28 protein-coding genes and 1 tRNA gene are annotated in these 24379 nt (G+C 36.0%); 15 read left to right on the forward strand and 14 right to left on the reverse strand.

The features are described 5' to 3' along the window. Window positions 1-282: 282 nt before the first annotated feature. The 3 genes from efp to NC799_RS01020 form a co-directional block, all read right to left on the reverse strand. Window positions 283-840 carry an elongation factor P gene (gene efp, locus NC799_RS01010; RefSeq protein WP_272444455.1) on the reverse strand — a complete coding sequence of 186 codons (558 nt, stop codon included), beginning with the start codon at window positions 838-840 and terminating at the stop codon, window positions 283-285. 25 nt (window positions 841-865) lie between these two features. Continuing rightward, window positions 866-1927 (reverse strand): M24 family metallopeptidase, encoded by a 1062-nt coding sequence (locus NC799_RS01015; RefSeq protein ID WP_272444456.1) that lies wholly within the window; start codon window positions 1925-1927, stop codon window positions 866-868. A gap of 98 nt (window positions 1928-2025) precedes the next feature. After that, the gene (locus tag NC799_RS01020; RefSeq protein WP_272444457.1) at window positions 2026-2550 is read right to left on the reverse strand and encodes a YqhR family membrane protein; all 525 of its coding nucleotides are present in this window, start codon (window positions 2548-2550) and stop codon (window positions 2026-2028) included. Between the two features lie 574 nt (window positions 2551-3124). Here NC799_RS01020 and NC799_RS01025 point away from each other — a divergent pair. Next, window positions 3125-3505: an SA1362 family protein gene (locus tag NC799_RS01025; RefSeq protein ID WP_272444458.1), complete on the forward strand. Its 381-nt coding sequence runs from the start codon at window positions 3125-3127 to the stop codon at window positions 3503-3505. Between the two features lie 65 nt (window positions 3506-3570). Here the strand turns inward: NC799_RS01025 and NC799_RS01030 are convergent, their stop codons facing one another. The 3 genes from NC799_RS01030 to NC799_RS01040 form a co-directional block, all read right to left on the reverse strand. After that, window positions 3571-4455: a patatin-like phospholipase family protein gene (locus NC799_RS01030; RefSeq protein WP_272444459.1), complete on the reverse strand. Its 885-nt coding sequence runs from the start codon at window positions 4453-4455 to the stop codon at window positions 3571-3573. Window positions 4456-4673: 218 nt separating this feature from the next. Then, on the reverse strand, window positions 4674-5087 hold the full coding sequence (gene mntR / locus NC799_RS01035; RefSeq protein WP_272444460.1) for a transcriptional regulator MntR: 414 nt from the start codon (window positions 5085-5087) through the stop codon (window positions 4674-4676). Between the two features lie 179 nt (window positions 5088-5266). Then, complete coding sequence (locus tag NC799_RS01040; protein WP_272444461.1) at window positions 5267-7828, reverse strand: vitamin B12-dependent ribonucleotide reductase; 2562 nt, start codon at window positions 7826-7828, stop codon at window positions 5267-5269. A 406-nt stretch (window positions 7829-8234) separates the two neighbouring features. On the opposite strand from NC799_RS01040, the gene NC799_RS01045 reads away from it, so the two are divergent. The 3 genes from NC799_RS01045 to NC799_RS01055 all read left to right on the forward strand — a co-directional run bounded on the left by NC799_RS01045 (window position 8235) and on the right by NC799_RS01055 (window position 11351). After that, entirely contained in the window at window positions 8235-8627 is a 393-nt protein-coding gene (locus NC799_RS01045; protein ID WP_272444462.1) for a rhodanese-like domain-containing protein, read from the forward strand. 272 nt (window positions 8628-8899) lie between these two features. Next, complete coding sequence (locus NC799_RS01050) at window positions 8900-10570, forward strand: DEAD/DEAH box helicase (RefSeq protein ID WP_272444463.1); 1671 nt, start codon at window positions 8900-8902, stop codon at window positions 10568-10570. Continuing rightward, window positions 10548-11351 (forward strand): YqhG family protein, encoded by an 804-nt coding sequence (locus NC799_RS01055; RefSeq protein ID WP_272444464.1) that lies wholly within the window; start codon window positions 10548-10550, stop codon window positions 11349-11351. Before NC799_RS01050 ends, NC799_RS01055 begins: the two co-directional genes overlap by 23 nt. Window positions 11352-11371: 20 nt before the next feature. On the opposite strand, the gene NC799_RS01060 is transcribed toward NC799_RS01055, so the two are convergent. Next, window positions 11372-11563, reverse strand: a complete 192-nt coding sequence (locus NC799_RS01060; protein WP_272444465.1) for a YqzE family protein — start codon at window positions 11561-11563, stop codon at window positions 11372-11374. 131 nt (window positions 11564-11694) lie between these two features. On the opposite strand from NC799_RS01060, the gene comGA reads away from it, so the two are divergent. The 9 genes from comGA to NC799_RS01105 all read left to right on the forward strand — a co-directional run bounded on the left by comGA (window position 11695) and on the right by NC799_RS01105 (window position 16061). Then, window positions 11695-12705, forward strand: coding sequence for a competence type IV pilus ATPase ComGA (comGA, locus tag NC799_RS01065; protein ID WP_272444466.1), 1011 nt, complete (start codon window positions 11695-11697; stop codon window positions 12703-12705). Continuing rightward, on the forward strand, window positions 12662-13720 hold the full coding sequence (gene comGB / locus NC799_RS01070; RefSeq protein WP_272444467.1) for a competence type IV pilus assembly protein ComGB: 1059 nt from the start codon (window positions 12662-12664) through the stop codon (window positions 13718-13720). The genes comGA and comGB overlap by 44 nt, the downstream gene beginning before the upstream one ends. Window positions 13721-13741: 21 nt before the next feature. Beyond that, window positions 13742-14053, forward strand: a complete 312-nt coding sequence (gene comGC / locus NC799_RS01075) for a competence type IV pilus major pilin ComGC (protein ID WP_272444468.1) — start codon at window positions 13742-13744, stop codon at window positions 14051-14053. After that, on the forward strand, window positions 14034-14483 hold the full coding sequence (gene comGD, locus NC799_RS01080; protein ID WP_272444469.1) for a competence type IV pilus minor pilin ComGD: 450 nt from the start codon (window positions 14034-14036) through the stop codon (window positions 14481-14483). The genes comGC and comGD overlap by 20 nt, the downstream gene beginning before the upstream one ends. Further along, on the forward strand, window positions 14473-14820 hold the full coding sequence (locus NC799_RS01085) for a hypothetical protein (RefSeq protein WP_272444470.1): 348 nt from the start codon (window positions 14473-14475) through the stop codon (window positions 14818-14820). Before comGD ends, NC799_RS01085 begins: the two co-directional genes overlap by 11 nt. Further along, the gene (locus NC799_RS01090; RefSeq protein ID WP_272444471.1) at window positions 14768-15211 is read left to right on the forward strand and encodes a ComGF family competence protein; all 444 of its coding nucleotides are present in this window, start codon (window positions 14768-14770) and stop codon (window positions 15209-15211) included. The genes NC799_RS01085 and NC799_RS01090 overlap by 53 nt, the downstream gene beginning before the upstream one ends. Further along, window positions 15189-15542, forward strand: a complete 354-nt coding sequence (locus NC799_RS01095) for a hypothetical protein (protein ID WP_272444472.1) — start codon at window positions 15189-15191, stop codon at window positions 15540-15542. Before NC799_RS01090 ends, NC799_RS01095 begins: the two co-directional genes overlap by 23 nt. A 60-nt stretch (window positions 15543-15602) precedes the next feature. Continuing rightward, window positions 15603-15674, forward strand: a tRNA-Gln gene (locus NC799_RS01100). 144 nt (window positions 15675-15818) lie between these two features. Beyond that, the gene (locus NC799_RS01105) at window positions 15819-16061 is read left to right on the forward strand and encodes a DUF2626 domain-containing protein (RefSeq protein WP_272444473.1); all 243 of its coding nucleotides are present in this window, start codon (window positions 15819-15821) and stop codon (window positions 16059-16061) included. 372 nt (window positions 16062-16433) lie between these two features. On the opposite strand, the gene NC799_RS01110 is transcribed toward NC799_RS01105, so the two are convergent. Continuing rightward, complete coding sequence (locus tag NC799_RS01110) at window positions 16434-17057, reverse strand: MBL fold metallo-hydrolase (RefSeq protein WP_272444474.1); 624 nt, start codon at window positions 17055-17057, stop codon at window positions 16434-16436. Window positions 17058-17213: 156 nt separating this feature from the next. On the opposite strand from NC799_RS01110, the gene NC799_RS01115 reads away from it, so the two are divergent. After that, window positions 17214-17375: a DUF2759 domain-containing protein gene (locus tag NC799_RS01115; RefSeq protein WP_272444475.1), complete on the forward strand. Its 162-nt coding sequence runs from the start codon at window positions 17214-17216 to the stop codon at window positions 17373-17375. A gap of 171 nt (window positions 17376-17546) precedes the next feature. Here the strand turns inward: NC799_RS01115 and NC799_RS01120 are convergent, their stop codons facing one another. The 3 genes from NC799_RS01120 to NC799_RS01130 form a co-directional block, all read right to left on the reverse strand. Then, the gene (locus NC799_RS01120) at window positions 17547-19460 is read right to left on the reverse strand and encodes an LTA synthase family protein (protein WP_272444476.1); all 1914 of its coding nucleotides are present in this window, start codon (window positions 19458-19460) and stop codon (window positions 17547-17549) included. Between the two features lie 562 nt (window positions 19461-20022). Further along, entirely contained in the window at window positions 20023-20235 is a 213-nt protein-coding gene (locus tag NC799_RS01125; RefSeq protein ID WP_272444477.1) for a YqgQ family protein, read from the reverse strand. 126 nt (window positions 20236-20361) lie between these two features. Continuing rightward, window positions 20362-21822, reverse strand: coding sequence for a spore germination protein (locus tag NC799_RS01130; RefSeq protein ID WP_272444478.1), 1461 nt, complete (start codon window positions 21820-21822; stop codon window positions 20362-20364). Window positions 21823-21971: 149 nt separating this feature from the next. On the opposite strand from NC799_RS01130, the gene NC799_RS01135 reads away from it, so the two are divergent. Beyond that, window positions 21972-22829: a hypothetical protein gene (locus NC799_RS01135; protein ID WP_272444479.1), complete on the forward strand. Its 858-nt coding sequence runs from the start codon at window positions 21972-21974 to the stop codon at window positions 22827-22829. Between the two features lie 132 nt (window positions 22830-22961). On the opposite strand, the gene NC799_RS01140 is transcribed toward NC799_RS01135, so the two are convergent. From NC799_RS01140 to rpmG, 3 genes are all read right to left on the reverse strand, one after another. Continuing rightward, the gene (locus NC799_RS01140; RefSeq protein WP_272444480.1) at window positions 22962-23150 is read right to left on the reverse strand and encodes a hypothetical protein; all 189 of its coding nucleotides are present in this window, start codon (window positions 23148-23150) and stop codon (window positions 22962-22964) included. A 58-nt stretch (window positions 23151-23208) separates the two neighbouring features. Further along, complete coding sequence (locus NC799_RS01145) at window positions 23209-23766, reverse strand: 5-formyltetrahydrofolate cyclo-ligase (protein WP_272444481.1); 558 nt, start codon at window positions 23764-23766, stop codon at window positions 23209-23211. Window positions 23767-24017: 251 nt separating this feature from the next. Continuing rightward, window positions 24018-24167 (reverse strand): 50S ribosomal protein L33, encoded by a 150-nt coding sequence (gene rpmG / locus NC799_RS01150; protein WP_272444482.1) that lies wholly within the window; start codon window positions 24165-24167, stop codon window positions 24018-24020. Window positions 24168-24379: the final 212 nt, after the last annotated feature.

The raw sequence follows: 24379 nt of genomic DNA on the forward strand, positions 1-24379 counted from the left end.
AAAACATCTAATGTATATGTATGCTTGTCTGACTCTTATATGACTAGTAACTGAATAATTTAATAGACTGTGCTAGAGGATAGTAAAAAGTGGTGTTCTAAAACAGTGAGAGTCATGAATGTGGTTTACTCTTTCGCACCAGTATGGACATAGACAATAAGAAAAAGCGCAAGTCGCCTGCGCTGGACGTGGCTGCCGCTAGATGGTATCCCCAAAAAAAAAGCGTGTTAGGTCTTCATGAAAGAAGACGCTAACACACTTTTTTTGCTAGTTGTTTGTTCATTAAGCTCGAGATACATATTTACCGTCACTAGTACTAATGACCAGTACATCACCAACGTTGACAAAGAAAGGAACTTGAACAGTAAGTCCTGTTTCTACCGTTGCAGGTTTTGTGCCGCCACTTGCAGTATCACCTTTAATGCCAGGTTCTGTTTCTGTTACTGTAAGCTCAACATTATTTGGTAGGTCTACCCCTAATGTTTCACCTTGGTAAGTGATAATATTTACTTCCATATTTTCTTTTAAGTAATTTAGTTCATTTTCAATCTGACTCGTTTGTAATTCGATCTGTTCAAAAGATTCATTGTCCATGAAAGTATGGGTATCACCAGAACCATAAAGGTACTGCATTTTTCTATTTTCGATATGGGCACGATTAACTTTTTCACCAGCTCGGAACGTTTTTTCTTGAATACTACCGTTTCTAAGGTTTCGCAGTTTAGAACGAACAAACGCAGCACCTTTCCCTGGTTTTACGTGTTGGAAGTCGATTACTTGCCAAATCCCATTATCGACTTCAATGGTTAAGCCTGTTCTAAAATCGTTTACTGATATCATTTAGTAGTCCTCCTTCTCCATTGTCCTACAATGTAATAAGTTCTTTTGGTGAGAAAGTAAGCTTCTCATTACCATCTTTTGTTACAACCGTATCATCTTCGATCCGACATCCACCAACACCTGGGATATAAATTCCTGGTTCAACAGTAACAACCATACCCGGTTCTAACAATTGATTTGAACGATAGGAAAGGCCAGGACCTTCGTGTACTTCCAAACCAATTCCATGGCCTGTCGAGTGCCCGAAATACTGTCCGAAACCCTTTTCCTCAATATGGTCACGAGTTAATGCATCTGCTTCCTTTGCACTTATTCCTGCCTTTATACCAGCCATACCCTTCATCTGGGCCTCTAAAACGGTTTGATAGATGGTTAGAAGCTGCTCATCGATTTTACCAACTGCAACCGTTCGAGTAATATCTGAACAATACCCTTTATATAAGGCTCCGAAATCAAGGGTTACAAGTTCACCCGATTTTATCTCTTTATCAGATGCGACACCATGCGGTAACGCAGAGCGATGACCAGATGCAACAATAATGTCAAAGCTTGATGAGGTTGCACCCTGTTTTCTCATATAAAACTCTAGCTCATTTGAAACTTCAATTTCCTTTACACCCGGTTTAATAAAAGTAAGAATATAATCAAAAGCAGCATCTGCTATCTTTGCTGCATCCTTTAATATATTAATCTCATCTTCCTTCTTTATCAAGCGTATTTTTTCAACTATTCCACTAGTAGGGATAAGTTCAGTAGGGATCTCTTCCTTATATTGTTCATAGGTGGCATAGGTTATGTCATTTTTTTCAAACCCTAAGCGACTAATCGATAGCTTTTTTACTTGATCACTAATCTCAAGCCCAATTGGCTGTTTATGTTCGATAATTTTAAAGCTTTTTGCCTGCTCAGTTGCTTGTTCTATGTATCTGAAATCTGTTATCAGTAGGGCTTCTTTTTCCGTTATAAGAACAACCCCAGCAGTACCTGTAAATCCTGTTATGTATTGGCGGTTGACGGTACTAGTAATAAGTAGGCCGTCCAATCCATTTTCCTTTAAAGACTCCCGGAGTTGAGTTAGTTTCCCCATTATAACCATCCTTTCCAAAGTATATATTCCTTAAAAAACATAAAAAGATAGAGACTCCTCACCCTAAATCTCACCTGTTTTAAGTTTATCATAGTTGGTTAATTTTTACTCTTTATAGACCGAAAATTATATATTTTCATCCTTTTTTTGTCAAGGTAGGCATACGATATCGAATACCCGATAAACGTACCATACAATAAGTATAAACAAATCGTTGTAACTACTGTATCACTATCTAGTTTCGTCATGTGTGGAATATTAGGGAAAATTGGTTGTAATAAATAAAAGACAATAAACCATAAGGCGATTCCAAACACAGCACTTGGCCATATCCCTTTTAGATGCTTAAATAGCAAATAATAAATGATCGCAATTGCGATCGACAATATACCAATAACAACTATCGAGATTAATTGACCTAAGAAACCGTCCGACCAACCAGTCACAAGCCAAGGTCTTAAAATAAAGGATGCTGGGGAAACTTTGGAAAAATTAAAAAAGGATGACAAAAAACCAAAGAAACTCCACAATAGACCACCTACAAGACCTGTTATAATCGTATTACCTATCAGAGATGTAGGTTTTGCGCGTTGATTTTGCTCTAAACTTTTATCCTTTTCCATCAAGACACCTCCACCAATAGAATATCCAACTACGAATGATTCCATCCATCCCCATTAATTTTTCCAACGATATATTCTCTGTTATCTTTTAATTATTTGCTAGTGAAATAAAGATTTTTTTAGTAAAATGATAAGTAAGAACAATTAGCATATTTTTATGTCTGTAAAAAAGCGGAAGGCGCCTATAAGCTAGACGGCGCTCTTGGATTTTTTTATACTTTTGTATGAAAAAAGGCATTGTAAGCAGCGTATAAATTAATAAGTATACCCAAAAAATTACAGTATACTCAAAAATTAATAAATACTATCCTTTTTCATCATAGATGGCGGCTGCAGAAAGCCATGGTGGTTTCTTATCTTGTAAAAAAAATCTTCCACTGAATAATTTTGTTTGGACTGGAAATAATTTTTAGTGTAACGATGAATGATTAATTATTGTTTAACCTTTTAGAGACACATGAGAAGCTTACTCAAAATATCCTTTATAAAGACATAAAAATATTAGGATGGTACTATTGGGGTAAGTTGTTAGTTTACGATTCTAGCGATAGGTAGGGAAAGGAGGATTTTGTCTATGTTCCGAAGCAAGTTATCACCATTTATTTATTTGTTGTTTGGCCTTGCATTATTGGGATTTGGATTCCAACTTTTCAACAACACGGCTTCACTTCTTGCTAACTTTCTAATTATGGTTGCCTTAGGCGCTGTCATTTATGGTGTTTTTTACTATTTCTTCCTGAATAAAAGAACCCCAAATGATATTAAAAAGTATAAAAAAGCAGTAAAACAATCAAAAATGAAATACAAACAAGATCAGGTCCATAAATCATTATCCCAGGCAACCAAGAAACAATCACCCGTGATCAGTAAACAAAAAGGCATGAAAAACCGGGCGACCCACTTGCGAGTAATTGAAGGAAATAAGCATAAAAGAAAAAATCGAGCATCCTTTTAAGATTGCTCGATTTTTTTTGCCGAAATTAGAAAGTGAGGGTGTCTAGCACTTTCTACCTTTTGTTGTTATGGCCAGCGCTTCAGAAAAGCTTCTGCCTGTTTGTAGCCATTGCGGATTAATTCCACTTTTTTTTCGTGATCTAGATCAAAACTTGTTGCATCAACACCGTTTACTGGGATGGAGAGGATTTCTTTGTTATTGTTAGAAGTATAGGCTGATTCATACGTCTTCGTTAATGTATCAATCACCGCACCTAATAAATCTAACGTATTTATAATTTTCATTGAAGGAGGTGGAGCTGGTGCTTCGGTTAATTCTAAGCCGATGGTCGGCCTCTTTTTCTTTTTATTTGTTTCATTAAAAACCCAAATAGGGAAATTACTAACTAATGCCCCGTCTACTAATACACTACTTGTATTTTGCTTATTTCTTAACTTTAATGGTCTAAAAAACAAAGGAATCCCGACACTCATTCTGATAGCTCTAGCAACAGGAAAAGTGGCTGGATCAATATCGTAAAATTCCTTTAAATCATCTGGAAGCACGACCACTTTTCCAAGGGTCAAGTCGGTCGTAACTACCTTTAGAGTACCTACAGGTAGATCCGCAAAGGTGAATACACCTTTTTTCACTAAAAGGTCATCTAGCCATCTTTCTAAATAATCCCCTTTATAAAGCCCCATAGTAAAATAAAGCTTAAACCATTTAATAAATGGAAAATATTTACCATACTTTGAGCTATCTTTAAATTTCTCTAGGTCTAAGTCTAAAAACAAGCGCTCCATTTCTTTACTCGTATAACCCGAAGCAAGGAGTCCTGCTATAATTGCTCCCGCCGATGTTCCTGCAACTCTTTCATATGAGTATTGTTTCTCTTCGAGTTTAATCAGTGCACCTAACAAGGCAAAAGCTTTCACACCACCACCAGAAAACACAGCATCTATTTTCACAAGTACCCCCCCAAAAAACAAGAAGCTATAATACTATAAGTGAAGCAGAAATAAATTAGAACTATAAAAATAAACCCTGCCTTTTGCTTTGCAAGGTTTATTGGTTCTCTGTCAAATGTGGTCATGCGAAGTTCACTCCATCTCATAAAGGCGCAAAAACGCCTCTCTAACTAGCCTAGAGCCGGGTTTCTTATGTATAAGAGTGTTTACTAGAGAAATTAGTTACTCTGTTGGGATTCTTTTAATTCTGCAATTCGTTTTGGTTCTTCTTCAAAATACTGAACTAAGTCACCAATCCGGTCAATCGAGTTCCAGCTTAAGTGATGCTCAATTCCTTCTACATCTGTATATATGTTTTCTTTGTCAACACCGATAATTTCAAGAAATTGTTCCAGTAGTTCGTGGCGGTAAACTAATCGTTTACCTATCTTCTTCCCCTTAGGCGTAAGAATCAATCCCCTATACTTTTCATAATTCAAATAATCATCTTTATCTAATTTCTGAACCATTTTTGTTACGGAGGATGGATGAACTTGCAGTGCTTCAGCTATATCGGATACACGCGCATACCCTTTTGCTTCAATTAATATATATATTTGCTCGATATAGTCTTCCATGCTAGGTGTAGGCATTGTATTCCTCCATTTCTTAAGGCAGTAAAATACTATCATAAAAAGAATACACCAGTTTGTAGTATGAAACAAGCCAATTACGATTTAAAGGCATTTAAAAAAGCGACTAAGTTAGTCGCTTTTTTAACGAGAAAAATAAGTAATCTAAAGATGTCCTCAAACGCCCCATTGTCGACTGATTACAATCCACACCTTAATTGGGCATTACAGTTTGTACATGTATTACAGCCACCAATATCTTCAACCGTACCTTTTCGACATACAGGACATGTGTCGCCAACTTCAGAGCCAATCGTCACTTTTGTCTGCTTAAGTTCTTGAACTGTATCTAATAAAACGACGTGTGGCTTATTCGAGTGGTTCGCTTTTATTTCTTCTTGATCAAAGCTATTCTCTTCAGCTTTTAGTGTTAGCACTTGTGAATCACGGCTACCATCAACATAGACGGTTCCGCCCTTAGCCCCACCTTTGTACAAGCGTTGGTATACATTTTCCACTTGTTCAACAGAATAGCCTTTTGGCGCATTTACAGTTTTTGAAATAGAACTGTCAACCCAATGTTGAATGACACATTGTGTATCCGCATGTGCTTCTGGTGCTAATTCCATTGCTGTTACAAACCATTTTGGTAGATTGTTCGGGTCTTGTTCTGGATGTTGAACCAAGTATTCTTGAACAATTTCTGCTTTCACTTCAATAAATTTGCCTAATCTGCCACTTCGATAGTAAGAGAAGGAGAAATAAGGTTCTAATCCGGTTGAGACACCAACCATTGTACCTGTACTCCCCGTAGGCGCAACCGTCAATAAGTGTGAATTCCTAATACCATATTTACGTATTCCTTGACGGATATCTTCCGGCATTTTTTTCATGTAGCCTGTACTAATAAAGCGTTCACGCAGTTGGTTTGTTTCTTCATCTGTTTCTCCAACAAGGAAAGGAAAGCTCCCCTTTTCTTTCGCTAGTTCAATCGATGCACGATATGCAGTCGTTGCAATCGTTTCGAAGATCTGATCAACGAGTTCATTTCCTTCTTTTGAACCATATTCCGTTTCACAATAAATTAACAAATCATGTAACCCCATTACCCCTAGTCCAACGCGACGTTCACCTAATGCTTGCTTTTTGTTCGCCTCTAGGAAATATGGTGTTGCATCAATTACGTTGTCTTGCATACGCACACCAGTTTCAACTGTTTGCTTTAGCTTTTCAAAGTCAACCTTTTTATTCGCCTTATCAGCTACAGAAGCTAGGTTTACTGCCGCTAAATTACAAACAGAATATGGTGCAAGTGGTTGTTCCCCGCACGGATTTGTCGCTACTACTTGTTGGCCATACGCTTTGGCATTAGTCATATCATTAGCATTGTCAATAAAGAAAATACCCGGTTCGGCAGAGTAGGTCGCACAAATATTAATTAAATTCCAAAGTTCTTTCGCTTTTACTCTACGATAAACTCGAACTCCATATCCTTCTTTCTCCCACGAACGAACATCGCCATATTCATGCCAATTTTCGTTATAGGCCTTCATTTCGTGAGTCGTATAGTTTTCAACATCCGGAAAACGAAGCTCGTACTCTTCATCATTCTCAACAGCTTGCATAAATTCTTTTGTTAAACATACAGAGATGTTTGCACCCGTTAAAAATTCAGGATTATGGACACTATACGTTCCACCAGTTATTAATTTTTCTTCTGCTTCCTGAATTGCTTTTTCCGGGAACCCACCTAAACCTGGCATATTTTTGTAATTAACAACACCTTGATATAGATCTCGTTCAGTCTCTGTTAATGGTGTGAATTTTAATTTTTCTTTAGCTAGCGTTTTAATCTGTTCATCTTTGGTATTTTCAATTAAAAAGCGCAAAATACGTGGATTCTGCATTTTAGAAATTATAAATTCAATAATGTCCGGATGCCAATCGGCTAACATAATCATTTGCGCTCCACGTCTTGAGCCACCTTGTTCAACAAGATGTGTTAATTTAGCAATGTCGTCCAACCACGAGACAGAGCCGGAAGATTTCCCATTTACTCCACGAGCAAGTGTATTTCTAGGGCGTAGTGTCGAACCATTGGTGCCAACACCACCACCACGACTCATGATTTCCATAACTTGTTTCCGGTGTTCTGAGATACCTTCTCTAGAATCTTTAACAAAAGGCATCACGTAACAATTAAAGTAAGTTACTTCTGTACCAGACCCCGCTCCATATAGTACTCTCCCTGCAGGAATAAAGTTTAAGCTTGATAACTCGTCATAGAATTTTTTAAACCATGTTTGTTTCTTTTCATCATCTTTTTCAACTTCAGCAAGTCCCGTTGCATTACGCATCGCGATTTGTTCATAAAATACTTCTAATGGCTTCTCTATTACATCTAGTGAACGGGTAATGATCCCTGTTTCCGCCTCTTTGGCATTGTCTAATACGGATATAAATTCCTTATCTACTTGAACATCTGCCTTTTTATTAACCCAGTCAATCGATTGAATAAACCCTAGACCTCTTGCAGGGAATTTCGGATCTGCTTTTACTGTCAATACAACGAAGTCACCTTCAGAAAGGGTTGTTTTTTCAGTATCTTTAAAGGAATATCGATCAAGCATGACTAGTCTTGAAACACCTTTATGCGTCAGTTTCATATCACTAGTTATTGGGTGAACCTGCGGGAATAAGCCAATATCCTTGTTCAATTTTTCGACATTAATCTCCATTTGGATTTCAGTCACGGCTCCCATCAAAACATCTCTCCCTTAAAAAATAGATATTATATCTATGTAATATCATTGTTAGTTGATAGTATCTAATTTACCACACTCGGACAGAATATAACAATATATTGTATTCAAAAAAAGAAATAATACTACATCTTGTAAAAAGAACAACATCATCACGTTTTGTCAATAATAAAATCCTTTGAAAAACTATGATTTCGAAAGATAAATAAAGGATAAATGACAATATGTTTTCAAAAACGATTTTTTTCACGTTTGCAGACAGATCACTTCCTAAGCGTAGTCACCGACACAATTCGACATACAAAGAATAACTCGAAACTAGCTTATTATTTTCTAAACCTACTAAAGATGCTATAATCATCATATACTTACACGTAAAGACAAAATAAAGAGCGGGGGAGTTATCATGGATTTAATTTTCTTATTAGCAATCGTTGCTGCCTTCATTATATTTAGTGTCTACAGGTACATCAAACAGACAAAAATATTAAAGACATTAACAGAAGAACAATTTCGTGAAGGTTATCGAAAAGCACAACTAATTGACGTTAGAGAACCAAAAGAATACGAAGGTGGGCACATTCTAGGTGCGCGCAACATTCCAGTAACACAATTGCGCCAAAGGCTTATTGAATTAAGAAAAGACCAGCCTGTTTACCTTTATTGTCAAAGTGGAACGAGGTCTGCTCGTGCTGCTATGGTTCTTCACAAAAAAGGATACAAGCAACTTTATCACCTTAAAGGTGGCTTTAAAAAATGGGGCGGAAAAATTAAGAAAGAAAAAAAATTACAATATTAAGTCGATGGGAGAAGGCAAAACGCCTTCTCTTTTTTTTGAAAGATAAGTAAGTATAAAAAAATCCAAGCATGGATAACATTCAGCGACAACCACGTCCGGCGAGTAATTCGCTTTCCCCTTTGTATATCCACTTATTTTCCTTTTAATTAAAGAAAATGTGGGTATACTAGCTAGCACCTATAGCGAAAAACAATCCATATCTTTTCCCATTTAAAACAACTTTTTTAAATATAAATCTTGATTACAACTGCTTACAGAAAGGTGGTTAAAAAGTGAACATCCAACTAAACTACGACGAACAATTTATTAACGAATTAGATGAAAAACTAAACCAGGATGGCCCTTTTAGCTCTTGGGATTTATTTAAAATGTCTTATCAGTCGTGTCTTGCAACAGTTACAACTGAATTCAAGGGATTAACCGCGCCGGATAGACTTCCACATGTCAATTTCTTAGATCACCAATTAGAATGTGCTCAACAAGTAGTCGAAGAAATGAGTGGCAGAGCAATACTTGCAGATGAAGTAGGCCTTGGTAAAACGATTGAAGCCGGACTCATTTTAAAAGAATATATGATAAGAGGATTAGTCAAAAAAGCACTCATCCTCGTTCCAGCCTCCTTAGTGAACCAGTGGGTCAAAGAGCTCAGAGAAAAGTTTTATATTCCAGCCATCTCTCATCGCAAACGGCCTGTCTGGGATCAAAACAATATTGTCATTACATCGATTGATACAGCGAAGCGACCACAACACAGTGACATTATCCTAGAACAAGAGTATGACTTCGTGTTAATTGATGAGGCTCACAAACTAAAAAACCATAAAACAAAGAACTATCAATTTGTTAGGTCTCTCAAGAAAAAATATTGTTTACTCCTAACAGCAACACCTGTTCAAAATAAATTAACTGATATTTTTAATCTAGTCTCGATTTTAAAGCCTGGTTATCTAGGTAATTATGACGAATTTACCACGCAATTTGGCAGAGACCGGAAGAAACTATTTAACGATGCCCATTTAAAACAACTCATCCAAAAAGTCATGGTTAGAAACAGAAGACAAGATACAGGCATTGAGTGGACCAAACGAAATGTACAAACAGTCTGGATTGAGTTTTCCGAGAAAGAACTAGAGGCCTATCATCAATTAAATCAGATTACTAGCGATACGTCTAACTTCTCATCAATCACCTTCACACGAGAACTTTGTTCCTCACGTGAAGCTTGTTATTTATCACTTAAAAAATTGATTGCTGAAAACGAAAATATTCAAAACAAAGACGACTATATAGAGTTTCTTAAAACGATAGAACAACTCCCCCATCATGCAAAAGCGGAAAAAGTAGTTGATTTAATTAAGGACAAGGATGAAAAGTTTATCATTTTCACCGAATACCGGGCGAGCCAACTTTACCTACAATGGTACTTACAACAGCATGGAATCACATCTGTACCATTTAGAGGTGGGTTTAAGCGAGGGAAAAAGGATTGGATGCGACAGCTCTTTCAAAACAATGTTCAAGTGCTTATTGCTACTGAAGCAGGCGGTGAAGGAATTAACTTACAATTTTGTAATAACATGATTAATTATGACCTACCATGGAATCCAATGAGGCTCGAGCAACGAATCGGAAGAATTCATCGTTTTGGTCAAGAGGAAGATGTTAATATATTTAATTTTGCCATTAAAAACACGATGGAAGAACATGTCCTAAACCTATTATATGAGAAGATCGAATTATTCGAACGTGTCGTCGGAAATCTCGATGCTATTTTGGCAGACCTTAAAATAGATGACGTTGAAGAAGAAATTCAGTCTATTTTTAAAGAATCCGGTAGCGTTGGTGAAGCAAAGATAAAGCTTGAAAACCTATCATCAGTTATCTCTTACGCACAACAGAATTATGGAGAGGAGAATTGGGATGGCAATCGAGAATCTTCATGATTTCTTAACTGATTATTTTACAGCTAATCAATGTGAAATTATCGAAAATCAAAACGGGAAGTTACTTATTCAATTAACAGATAAAATGGATGAGTTGTTAATGAACCGTCCATTTTATTGGCAATATGTGAAAAAATTAGGCTACCCTGGTGAACCGATGAAGGTCACATTTATTACTAATCCCGAACGAACAGAAGAAGATGGTGAATGGATTCATTTCGGAAGTCCAAGAATTCATCAAATCTTTAACACACTAACCAGCCAAGGAAAATTCACCAAGTTATTTGAAAAAGTAACAGGTGGACAGCGCACGGCAATGATTCCTTGGTTAGTCGTTAATGTGAAAATAAGCTATAACGGCAAGCATAAAAAAGACGAAGTAATCTCCATTGGGCTCCAGCTAATTAATGGGGCGATGCATACAAAAATGATGGATGAGCTAACAAACATTCCATTTCAAAATTCTATTTCAGATTTTTGTTATACGTTGACCCCAATTATTCGGCTAAGAAGTGGTTTTCAGCGCATTAATAATTACCTTGCTAACTATCTCGAAACCGTTGATCATTCGTGGGCTCGGGAATCGTGGGATCACCTAGAAGAAGAAAAGATATTACTGGAAAGATTTTATTTTGAATCGGAAGACAGTGAGTTTGAAAACAGATTTGAACACGAACTAAAGGACCTAGAAGCAAGATTTAAACCACATATTAATATAGAAGTAATTAATGGCGGGCTCTTTTACTTATCACAATTAAAATCGAACCGGATTATTATTTAAACCATAAAAATAAGTAGCAGCTAACTTGAGCTGCTACTTTTCTTTTTAACAAGAAGTTTAAAAGCAAACGGGAGGATACCAAACCATTTGTTTGACAGATGATATTCCTGCTCAGTTCGATTTTGCTTTCGCTTTTTCCTCTCTTCTTGGGGCATATCCATATACTTAACAATTTCTTGAGTCATAAATTTGACATAATCATTACCAGACATAACGCTCACCTCTCCTTACTAGTGTATCCACCGCGACATATTTTATAAAAAATTTTTAAAACATAGCAGGAGAACAGCAAAATTTGTCGAATTTACTAAACAACATAATAACTAGTGAGGTGAGTTCGTCTTTGAATACAGCAGCACAACTTTCAGGTAGTCTCCTGTTCTCTGCTATCCAAAAGTCCGCATCCGACATTCATCTTTGCCCTTCCCTTTCAAATGCTGAAATTTTTTTCAGAATTCAAGGAACACGAGTATTCCATCAATTTATCTCGCACGAGGAATATGAAACACTCTTGACTTATTACAAATTCACATCTGGAATGGATATCGGTGAAACAAGAAAACCTCAACATGGGACTATCCATTACCAATTCCAACACCAGAAATATTCCTTACGCTTATCAACACTCCCTGTCAATAAACTAGAGAGCTTAGCTATCCGTATATTGCCTCAAAATCAATCACCTTCCTTAGAGCATTTATTTCTATTTCCCAACCAGTTAAACAAAATCAAACAATGGATCTCACATCGCTCTGGAATAATACTGTTCACCGGTCCAACCGGAAGTGGGAAAACCACTACTCTCTACGCATTATTGCAATCGTTATTAATCGATCATTCATTCCAAGCCATTACCCTTGAAGATCCTATCGAGAAAGAGATGGGTAACATATTACAAGTTCAAGTTAACGAAAAAGCTGGAATCACCTATAATGTTGGCTTGAAAGCAGCGCTAAGACATGACCCCGATATACTCATGGTTGGAGAAATTCGCGATCAAGAAACAGCCCACTTTGCATTCCAAGCCTCATTGACCGGCCATCTGGTATTAAGTACCTTACATGCAAAAAATGCCATTGGAACAATCCATCGACTAATTGAAATGGGGATTAAAGAAACAGAGCTTGACCAATGTCTAATTGCCGTTGCATCCCTTCAGTTAATTCCAATTAATATGAATTACCAAATGAAATCAAGAGCTGCTATCCTAGAACTGCTGGATGGTAAACTGTTAAAGGATGTTATTCAAGGTAATTCTGACACTGTCAAGAACCACTTATATTCATTTGAACAACTAAGGAGGAAGGCATTTGCATACGGCTATACTGACCAAACGATTTTTGACCGATTCTAAACCGAAACTATCACAAATCCAACAAATGGAGTTTTTAAAGAAATTAGCACGTCTGATCGAAGGAGGGTATCCATTACTCGATGCACTTGAGATGCTTGGATGGGATAACAAATGGAAGCCACATGTACAAGTTATTTCAGAGACATTAAAAAATGGTCAACGCTTAGACGTAGCGTTAGAAAATGCTAAATTCCATAAAACCGTTATCTCCTTTATGTTTTTTGCAATGGCAGATGGAGATATACCATCTGCTCTAAATCATTGCTGTTTAATGTTAAATCAACAAATTACGTTGGGAAATAAGTTAAAAGTTACTACTCGCTATCCGTTATTACTCTTCTTATTTTTCCTGACATTGCTATTGTTTATTAAGACTTCGGTGTATCCCTCATTCCTCCAATTATTTGAATCCACTGCTGATACACTACAAATAACAATGGTTGCTATTACTTCAATCGATATATTGTTTAAGACATCCATTTTCCTAATTGTGTTCGTGGCAATCCTTCTCACTGGTTGGCTATTAATAAGAAAAAAAATCCCGATCCCAACCTTAGTCTCTTTTTACAATCGAGTCCCAATTATACGTTCTGTCATTATTGTTAATAACTCATTCTTATTTGCCCTTCACCTTAGTTCATTACTTAAAACTGGAATTTCGTTAAGAGAAAGTTTGAGTATTTTAAATCGACAAGCACATCTACCTATTATTTCCTATAACACATACATCCTTGTTAACCAGTTAGAAAGAGGACATTCCATTCCACAAGCATTAAAGAATTGTTCCCTTCTCTCTCCACAATTTACAGCTATTTTCACAAAAAACTCATCCAATGAAGCACTAGCGAAAGATTTAACTATTTTTGCTGAATTTTTAATTGAGTCTATGGAAGCTAAAATAAAAAGGCTAATAAATTATGTTCAACCAGTATTCTTTATCATCATCGGTGTCTTGATTATATTGGTTTACTTATCATTAATGTTACCGATGTTTCAGTTAATCAATCATTTATAAAAGGAAAAGAGGCAATTTACTATGAAAAAACAAAATGGTTTCACCTTAATTGAAATGCTAATCGTGTTGACCGTCATTAGTACCCTACTGATCTTACTTATTCCAAATCTAGCCGATAAAAATACTGCCATGCAAACAAAAGGATGTGACGCATTATTACAGTTAGCTGAAAGCCAAATTCAAGCCTATAAAATCGACACTGGCTCTAGTCCCCTTACCATTCAAGCTTTAATTGATGGCAATTATTTAAAAACAGATAAGTGCGCAAACAATACGAAAAAAATAACTTTAACTACAGAAGGTGTCAAAGTTGATGCTGCTACACAACCATAAACAAGCAGGCTTCACAATGATTGAACTGGTAATTGTATTAAGTATATTTTCAGTAATGCTATCCATTTTCGGATTATTTCAACACCAATTAATTGGTAAATATCAAACCGAACATGCACTAAGCCTACTCCAAGACGACATACTTTTATTGCAAAAACGCTCGATTGTAAAGAATGAAAATATCCAAATGTATATTTATCCCCAGACGAAAACCTACGAGATCAAACAAGGAGGGTTAGGGAAAATCTTGATAACACGACAATTACCCACCGACTGGGAAATACAGTTAAATACCTTAGCAATGCCAATTGCATTCACAACCAATGGTACGATAAAGAATCCAGGAGTGATGACAATTAAAGCTGCTAATAAATCGTACAAACTTTACTTTCCTTTTGGTAAAGGAAGGTGTTATGTTGTTGAAGTTTGATTGTAAAGGGTTTTTATTAACAGAGGTTCTCGTCTGCCTTAGCATATTTTCGATTATTATTTTCACACTTATTCCTATTATTAAACAAGTACGAATGGATGAATATCAGCTAAGCTTAAAAAGGGAAATAGAATTAGAGCTTCATGACCAATTACAATATTACCTTTGGGCATATCGTGATATTACGTTGCCAATCACGATTAGTAAAAAAGTCAAAATGAAAGAAGCATATTTTACAATAAACCAAAGGGACAACCTATTGGAAGGGTGTGTGGAGTGGCAAAATGAGGACAAAACAACAAAAAGGACCTGTCTCTATGGATACCCTAGTAAATAAGGGTGGCTACACTCTTATCTCCCTTCTACTCGTCTTTTCCATACTATTTATTACCTTACCGATGATACCAATCATCTATACTTCTTTTATTCCCTCTGACTATTCAGAGCAATTATCTGTACAGCAATATTTTCATTTTATTCAGTCAGAGATTTACCGTTCCAAATCATTTAGCATAAGCGGCAATCAATTAGTGTTCAACCAATTAACTGGTGAGCAAGTTATAATTGAACAATATAATGACGTAGTGAGAAGACAAGTGTCGGGAAAAGGTCATGAAATCCTAATTAGAGACATTAAAACCAATCGATATACAACAATACAGTATGGTTTTAAATTATCAGTTACTACGGTGGAGGGAAATACTTATGAGAAAACATTTAGTTTATAGGAAGCACATAACAAACCAACAAGGAATCCTTCTCCCTTATTTTATGTTTATTTTACTAGTTGGTTTGATGTCCGTAACTGCGAGTATTTCCGTATATCAAAATCATCTAGAAATAACAAAATTAGAAACAGAACAACTTAGACTTGAGACATTAATCCAAATGGCAAAAGCCCAATTTCGTGAAGAATATCCAGTTTCCGAACAAACAAAATCCTATTACTACCCGTATGGAAAAGTTTCCGTATCGGTGCAACCAAACAATTTAATCGTCTTAAGAGCTATTACAGATCAAAATAGTCAATTAGCAATTATAACTGACTTAATTAATTGAAAATTTCTCTAAAAACCATGTATAAAACAGACATTATCTGTTCATTCTAATTAGTGTAAATGGGCTATAGCCAAGCGGTAAGGCAGCGGATTTTGATTCCGTCATTCGCTGGTTCGAATCCAGCTAGCCCAGTCATTTTTATAAAGATAAAAACATATTAGAAGATATTATCATTTACCTTTATCAGACTATAAATTGTGATAAGAATAATTTACAATCTAACATTCCTCGTATATAATAACGTTGATACATACCTTTCACAAAGGAGGGGAAAAAATGGGCAGAATGTTTCGAGTGCTTTCGTTTTGGACTGGTATTTTTACCGTCATGTTTTATGTCGGAGAAATCTACAGTCTTGCTTTTCTATTTTTAGCACAGACTGTCTTTTTCCTAGGAGTTGGATTTTTGAATCTATCCGAACGCATGTATATGTACTTATTTGGTGCCTATTGTACGGTGTTTTTTATTGGATTCACTTACTATTCAAATTTCATTTTAGTCCCTGGTTTTGGAGAGTAGTTAAAAAGACTTTGATCTTACTTAAGATCAAAGTCTTTTTAACAAGAACACAAAAGCTGTGATACACGTTCGAAATGTTATGAAAATAAAGTCCTTTCAGGCAATTTATGAAATTGGATGAATATTTTTTATTTTCAGATTTTTATATTGACAACATTTCTCCATGAATGTATCATACTAATTAGTAGCTTAACTTTTATCCCTAACCAAAAAGCAGAGCACATCCCCCATAAGGGACCCTTCTATGTCAGAAGGGTCTTTTTTTTAAAATTAAGCTTACCTTAGGCTGACCAATTCGCGGCTTGTCTCACGCTATTCAGGGTGGCAAGGCTTCTTTCGCTTTTCTAAATTGTCTAGCTCCGATCGCTCTTCTTATTCTGATACAAACGGGTTAGACTTTTTCTCATGACCTATTGTCGTTGAATTACCATGGCCAGGATAGACAACAAACTGATCAGGTAAAGAGAAAAAAGTTGTTTTAATGCTATTGATTAGTTGCTGACTATCACCACCGGGTAAATCTGTCCTGCCTATCCCCTCATAGAATAAACTATCTCCACCAATTACTAGTTGATGATCGAAAAACACAAAGCATACCCCACCAGGAGAATGACCAGGTGTATGAGCCACCTCGAAATCAAAGATGTCTATCTTTAGCTTCCCAGGATTAAGGGTATAGTCTGCCTCTTTTATTGATATACGCGGGCCAGGAAAAAGAGCGGATCCATTTAACTTAGGCTCGCTAAGCCAACTTGATTCAAATTGATGAAGATAAACCGGAATATGATATTGATTTCTAATTGCGTCAACTGCACCGATATGATCAAAATGGGCATGCGTCAAACAGATAGCTAATGGTTGAAGGTTCTTTCTTGTTAACCACGCCAATAGCTCTTCACTGTCCCCACCAGGGTCAAATATGATTGCCTTACTGTCTTGATCGACGATATAACAATTCGTGCCAAGTGGACCCAAAGACAAGCTGCTTATATTCATTTTGCTACCTCCCGATAATTTGCTAAAATAGTGATAATTACCTCGACAAAACATTCTTTTTGTTTTAGAATGTATGAGAAGAATCTGTCTATTACATATTAGTATAATAAGATATCCTATTCAACAGGTCCTGAATAACAAGGAGGTTAAGTGATAATGGAATTAGCAATTATGTTATTGTTAGTTGCAATTTTGTGTGCAACTGCTGTGTTTAGAGAACTTAAAACAAAAAATCTATTTGCAGTTGCCTTTGCTGGTATTTCAACACTTGTTTTTGGTTGGTTTTCAGTAATGACAATTATGTCAGAATTGTTTTAACCTTTTTGGAATGTTTAAATCCCTTGTTCATTCAAGGGATTTTTTTTATGAAACAAAAATTCGAAAATTAATAAATACAATCGGTGGCTGCAGAAAGCCATCGTGGTTTTCTTATCTGTTAAAAAAGGTTGTCGACTCTTTTAAAGTCGACAACCTTCCTTATAGAAACAACTATTCCTCATTATCATTACTTTGGTTATAGAAGCGTAATAAATCGCCGTAGATGATTTTATCAGAATAGGCTAACTCATTTTCTACTGCTGACTTTATTGGTTTACACACATTTTCTTCACCATCACTATTCGTCACATCTGGTTCAATGACGGAATTGCTTAATGGATAAAGTAATTCTCCTGTTTCTCTGTCATAACACTGCTCTTTCGTATAGATGTACTGATCACTAACAAAGCTTCCGTCTCTTAATGCAACAAAATCTTTTCGATCGTCTGCAAACAAGTCTGTACCAAATGCAATATCATCTGATGTATCGACACCTAACAAACTAAGTAACGTCGGTTTCACGTCTATTTGTCCACCAATATTTGAAATGACCTTGCCTTTTTCACCAGGTATGTGAACAATAAATGGTACTCGCTGTAATTGAATATGATCATATGGTGTTATTTCTTCTTTATCTAAATACATACTCATTGCTTTATCATGAAAATCACTTATTCCATAGTGATCCCCCATTAAAACAATGATGGAATCCTCATACAGACCCGCTTGTTTTAATTGATCAAAAAATAATTTTAATGCTTCATCTGCGTAACGAACTGTTGGAAAATACTGATTAAGCGTTTTTGAATTAGAATTGTATGGATCAATCGATGCATCTTCTTCACCAAGTTCGAATGGATAGTGATTCGTTAACGTAATAAATTTTGTATAAAACGGCTGTGGTAAAGATTGCAAGTATTTGATTGATTGTTCAAAAAATGGCTTATCTTTTAAGCCCCATCCAATTGAATTTTCTTCTGTAATTTGAAAAGCAGTTTGGTCAAAAAAGTTATCATAACCAATATTGTCATACATTACATCACGGTTCCAAAAACTCTTATTATTAGCATGAAATACTGCTGAATAATACCCCTTCTCTTTCAAAATTTCAGGAGTTGCATTATATTCATTTTGTCCATTAGTAAAGAAAACAGCACCACTCGGTAGTGGATATAAAGAATTCTCAACCAAGAATTCAGAGTCTGATGTCTTACCTTGGGCAGTTTGGTGGTAAAAATTATTAAAATAATAGCTTTCATCGATTAGATCGTTCAGAAAAGGTGTAATCTCTTCCCCATTAACGGTATTGTTAATGACAAAGCTTTGTAACGACTCCATCGAAATAAAGATTACATTCTTATTCTTTGCTATTCCAAACAGTTCAGATAGTTTACTAGGTCTGTTTTCTTGAATATAGCTTTCAATTTCTGGCATTTCATTTCCATCTGCAAATACACGTTGTGCCTTTGTTTTTGATTGGAGGACAACATCATAAATATGATAATTAAAAAGTCCTAAATTCTTAACCAAATATTCGCGATCAAATGTACGCTGTAGTAATTGGGGTCTTTCGATTTCAGCTAATATATAATTACCAAGTAACAAGGCAACAGATAGCGTTAGAACTAATGACTTTGATCGTCTTCTGTAATTAACAATTACAGTATCTTGGTATTTGCTACTTAGAAACCAAATAATTGCTACGTCGGCTAATAATAATAAATCAGGAAGATGAATTAACGCAAGAATACTCGACCCTAAATCTGATGCATTACTCCCTTGAAACAAGACAGGGATAGTTAGAAAATCTGTGAAGTTACGATAAAAAATAAGATTAAAATACAAAATAAGTGTTCCTAACAATGAAAAATAACGCAAAAATTTCGTTTGTCGCTTTTTTTGAAACCAAACAGCAATCCCAAAAAACGCAAACGAGGACACAAACGGATTGATAAACAAGATAAACTCTTGCATTATGTTATCTAACGAAATATTGAACATAAACCGGTAAACAATATAGGTCTTTATCCCAAACAGAATACTTGCTAGCAAATAAAGTGGTACGTTGTATGATCTATCCTTCACAGGGTGTTTCCTCCATTCTACTCTCAACCTTTACAAAAACGTTATTATAGTTATTTATTCCACTAAGAATAATAATTAAACAACTAACCTCACTTTCTATTTAACTTAGACGTTTATAATCAGATTATGTTTCATTTAACGCTTATCTATTCAAAAAAAATAAACCCTATAAGAGGTTGTTCAAAAAAGTCAGGTAAAAATGACACATTGAATTTCTTCGTTAGCTTACTTTTCCGAAGTTCTTGTGCACCTGTGTCTCACGTTCATTCGGGGAAGTTAATTCCTCGGTGCAAGGCCACAAAGAAGGATTTCGGTGATGGAGTCTTGCTTACGTATTACCCGCACACGTTTTTGCTCCTAAAAGTTTCGCTATCTCGAACTTCTCGGTCCTTCTTATCCTCTGTTGAACAACACTATAAGGTAAGGATTTATTTCTCAAGATTTTATTATATCTTCACTGAAGAAAGCATGAGCACTATTCATTATAGTTGATAGCAATAAACAACACAATGTAATTATTACTCACATTTACCCATTTTTACTAGTTTTCCTTGCAACAGAATTAATTGGAAGTCTCTATACTCTTTCTATTCTTAGACGCTTCTTGTCTAAGTAATAAAATTGCCATTTGGTAATCATAGGAAGAGATACACTGGGATTGATACAATTCTTTTATCTCTTCCTCCATTAATTCAAGATCAGCAAGTCTGTCTCCAATATAAATAACTGTTCCAAATTTTTTCAAAAGCTGTTGTACATCATAAATTGTTTTCATTTTCTATCACCAAGTTTATTATACCAATGTCTGAACAAAAATAAAGAAAAAGATAACTATTTGAAGTAGAATGTATTGTAACATCTTTCTCCTGCCCCTTTAATTAAGGAAAGATCCTGATCAGTACTAACGATCAGGATCTTGCGGGTCAAGAAATGTCGGTCTATATCTTTTAAGTGGTACAGGTGTACGGATTAATATATCTTTAAATGCACCAGGATCAAACGGAATAAATGGCCACAAATAGCCTGTTTTAAATGATTCCATTCTCATTAAATAAAACACCCAAGCAGTAATACCAACAACATAACCGACAACACCGAAACTAGCTGTTACTATTAACAGAACAATTCTAACAATCCGATTAGCCAGACTCATTTCATAACTTGGTGTAGCAAATGTGCCAATTGCAGCAATGGACAAGTATAATACGACCTCATTGGAAAATAACCCCACTTCAACAGCAACCTGCCCCATTAAGATGGCTGCAACAAGGCCGAGAGCCGTTGCGAGTGTTGTGGGAGTGTGAATGGCAGCCATTCTTAGCATATCTATTCCAATCTCAGCAATTAAAAACTGTAGGATTAAAGGAATAGACCCCGCATCTGCTGGTCCGATAAACTCCAATTGGCTTGGCAAAAGATCTTGATTAACAGAAAGTAAATAATACAGTGGCAAAATAAACAAGGACGCTATAACTGCGATATATCGTACAAACCGTAGATATGCCCCAACTAATGGTTTTTGCCGATACTCTTCCGCATGCTGCATATGATGCCAATAAGTTGCTGGTGTAATCATCACACTTGGAGACCCGTCAATCATAATAATAATATGACCTTCATATAAGTGTGCAGCAGCTGTATCCGGTCTTTCGGTATACCGGATGGTTGGGTAGGGATTCCAATGACGTCCAGCTAAAAATTCTTCTACTGTTTTTTCGGCCATTGGTAAACCATCCGTGTCAATTTTTTCCAAATGTTGTTTGAGCGTTTTTACTTTCTCAGGATCGGCTAATTCTTCTAGGTAACATACACAGATGTCTGTTTTAGACCTTCTTCCAATTGATGAATATTCCATCCTTAACGACCGATCTCGGATTCTTCGTCTTGTCAAAGCCGTATTAAAGACAAGCGTTTCTACATACCCATCCCGAGAACCTCGTACCACTTTCTCCAAATCTGGTTCTTCTGGTCCTCTTGCCGGATAGGTTCTGGCATCAATCATAATGACTTTATCGATACCTTCAACGACTAATGCCGTAGGACCGGCTAAAACAGCCTGTGACGCCTCTTCTAAGTCATCGACACTTTCTAGTTCAACATAAGGGATATATGTCTTTAAGAGTTTTTCCAATGGTTCAGGTTCAAGCTGTTCAGGCTTTAGTTTAGCAAGAAACTTCATTAACAGATGTAAAATATCGTCTTTAACAAATCCGTCAATCATAAATAAAGCCATTTTTCGACCAGCATACTCTAAATCCAATTGGACAATGTCAAAGCTTTTGTCCACGCCCAGTTGATTTTTCATGAAATCAATATTACGATCGTAATTTTGAAAAACAGGTTGTTTAGACTGATTTTCCATCTTCTCACCCTTACATTTGTTCTGACAACTAGTTTGTGCCATTACCTAATTTCCATTCACAATCTACAGATAAATTTAATGTTACTTCTTCATATAAGTCGAACAAGCCTCATATAGTCTAGTAATGAATCAGTAAGGAGGGAAGTCACTTGAAAAAGATCTATGTAATAAGTGTCATTCTAATATTTAGTTCGTTTTTTGTGGCACAATGGTTCCTAGAAGATAAACAAACGAGCGTGTTAAAATACTTCCCGATTGATGAAACTGTATCTTTTACTAGTTACGGAACGGAACTGAATATGCTACGTCAAACAGATCAAGATGAATATGATATAAAATGGTCAAGCTATTCCTTGCTCGATAAACCGGTTTACTTAAGGCAAGACGTATCACTTCTCTATGCTGATGGTCGTTTGATGGGAATATTAAGTAAGTGGAAAGAAAATGAACAAAACATCAAACTTCAATCGATGGTCCACGGGGAGGACAGCAGTCATTACCAGACAATTACCTTTCATCATGGTGAACTGCATTATCCTGATGATAAAATAAAAAGTATACAAGCCATGTCTTCAGATGAACTATACGTGATAGATTCACCATACAGTGCACTCGAATCATTTGATCAGCCTACAAACTATTCTCAAAAAGAATGGAAAAATACGTTAGATCGAGCAACCAATCAGCAGCTTCGTTATTACTGGAAACAACTAATAGACTATTTTCAAATCCCTGAAAACAAGTATGAATTTGTCCCTTTAACCGACATCGGTAAATACCAGCAAACACCAATTCCAACCTTGAATCAACAACAGACAGATCGAGTAATTGGTCAATTGTGGGAGGGTATCTACAAAAATTACATTATTCCACTATCTAGTAACAAGAAACCAGTAAAGAGCTTCGTACCATTAGTATTATTTGACAAGGAAGGAGAACAGCTGATGGTACTGTTTGAAAATGAAAAAGGTCAAAAAGAACAATTAGTCCAACTATACCCCCGTTAAAAAAAGCTAGGTAATTTATCTCAAGCTAAGAAAAGCACTTGCCCAGACTTAAGACCTCAGGCGAGGTAGGCGCCCGGATCTAGACAGCTCTTAGGTTTTTATGCTTTCTTATCTAGAACAAAACGTTCAGCTTTAAGAAGCTGAACGTCCTAGAATACTTGGTAATATTTTTTGTCTAACATTAGGCAATTTCATGGTTACGGCAACGAGTAATTTGCGAATAACCCTAACAGCTAACAAAGTATTTAGAACTTGATAACGCTTTTTAAAAACAAGGCTAAGTCCTAACACGAAAGAACTGATACCTAGAATTAATTTCACAAAAAATCACTCCTTATTCCAAGTATGTAGTTAGCTTAACCACAATCACAACATTTATTTACAAAATCAGACCTGTTTCGGTAAGGATGTGGTCGACAGCTAGATCATGTGGTTCCCTTTCAATACAATCAACTATTTGCTCATTCATGGCCAGAGAAAGGCTAATCCCGCTAAATCCTTTCAGAAATCGGTCATAATATCCACCGCCAAATCCAATTCTATAGCCTTTACGATCGAACACCATACCAGGAACAATTAACAAATCCATGTCACTTTTTTTAACGATCATCTCCTTGATTGGTCTTGGCTCTAGTAAGTTAGAATACACCTTCTCCAATTGCTCATAAGAGATGAGTCGATAAAATACTAACATGTTATCTTTAGGATAGCATTTTGGTACGCAAATCGTCTTTCCTTGGGACCAGCCTAGTTCAATAATTGGTTTTGTGTCTATTTCATATGTTCCGGAAATTGTTACGCCAATGACTTGTGCTTTCTCCCAGTAGGAAGACCGGATTAGATTGGTTTGGATCTTCCGTTCTATTTGTCCCCTGCTTTGACTATCCATCTTCCTAAGCAAGGCCCTATACTGTTCCCTTTGTGTAGCCTTATTCAAACAATATCTCTCCTTCACTATAATAATTAGTACATAGCCCTTAACAGCTAAGAAAAGCGCAGCGCGCCTTGCTAGATTTATGCCCCCGAGAGGGTAGGCGCCCGGAGCTAGACAGCTCTTGGATCTTTTTATACTTTCTCATCCTTGAACAAAAGCGGTGAAACTGGGAGTGGATGCTATTCGCATGGATTTTTTATTTTTCTCTATAAATAAAAACTCTTACCGTAATAGGTAAGAGTTAAATGACTTGATTATTTTGTTTCACGGTGTACGGTATGTCTTTTTAGACGTGGGCTGTATTTCTTTAATTCTAAACGCTCTGGGTGTTTACGTTTATTTTTAGTAGTAATATAATTACGATCGCCAGTTTCTGTACAAGCTAGTGTAATATTAACACGCATGTTTATCCCTCCAGTCTTTCTACACAAAAAATTTTCATCAGGTGGACCAAGATTTTGGTTCACGAATGTTCTCATCATCAGACTTTATAATATTACCAAAAAAATAGGTTCATTTCAAGCATCCATTAGTGAACTTTTCAAAGATATCATCCAAAGAATGTTTTCTTAACTCATTCACCTGTGTTATAACTATAAAGTAGAATGTTTCAAAG

The organism is Aquibacillus salsiterrae (assembly GCF_028416595.1).
GTDB lineage: Bacteria > Bacillota > Bacilli > Bacillales > Amphibacillaceae > Aquibacillus_A > Aquibacillus_A salsiterrae.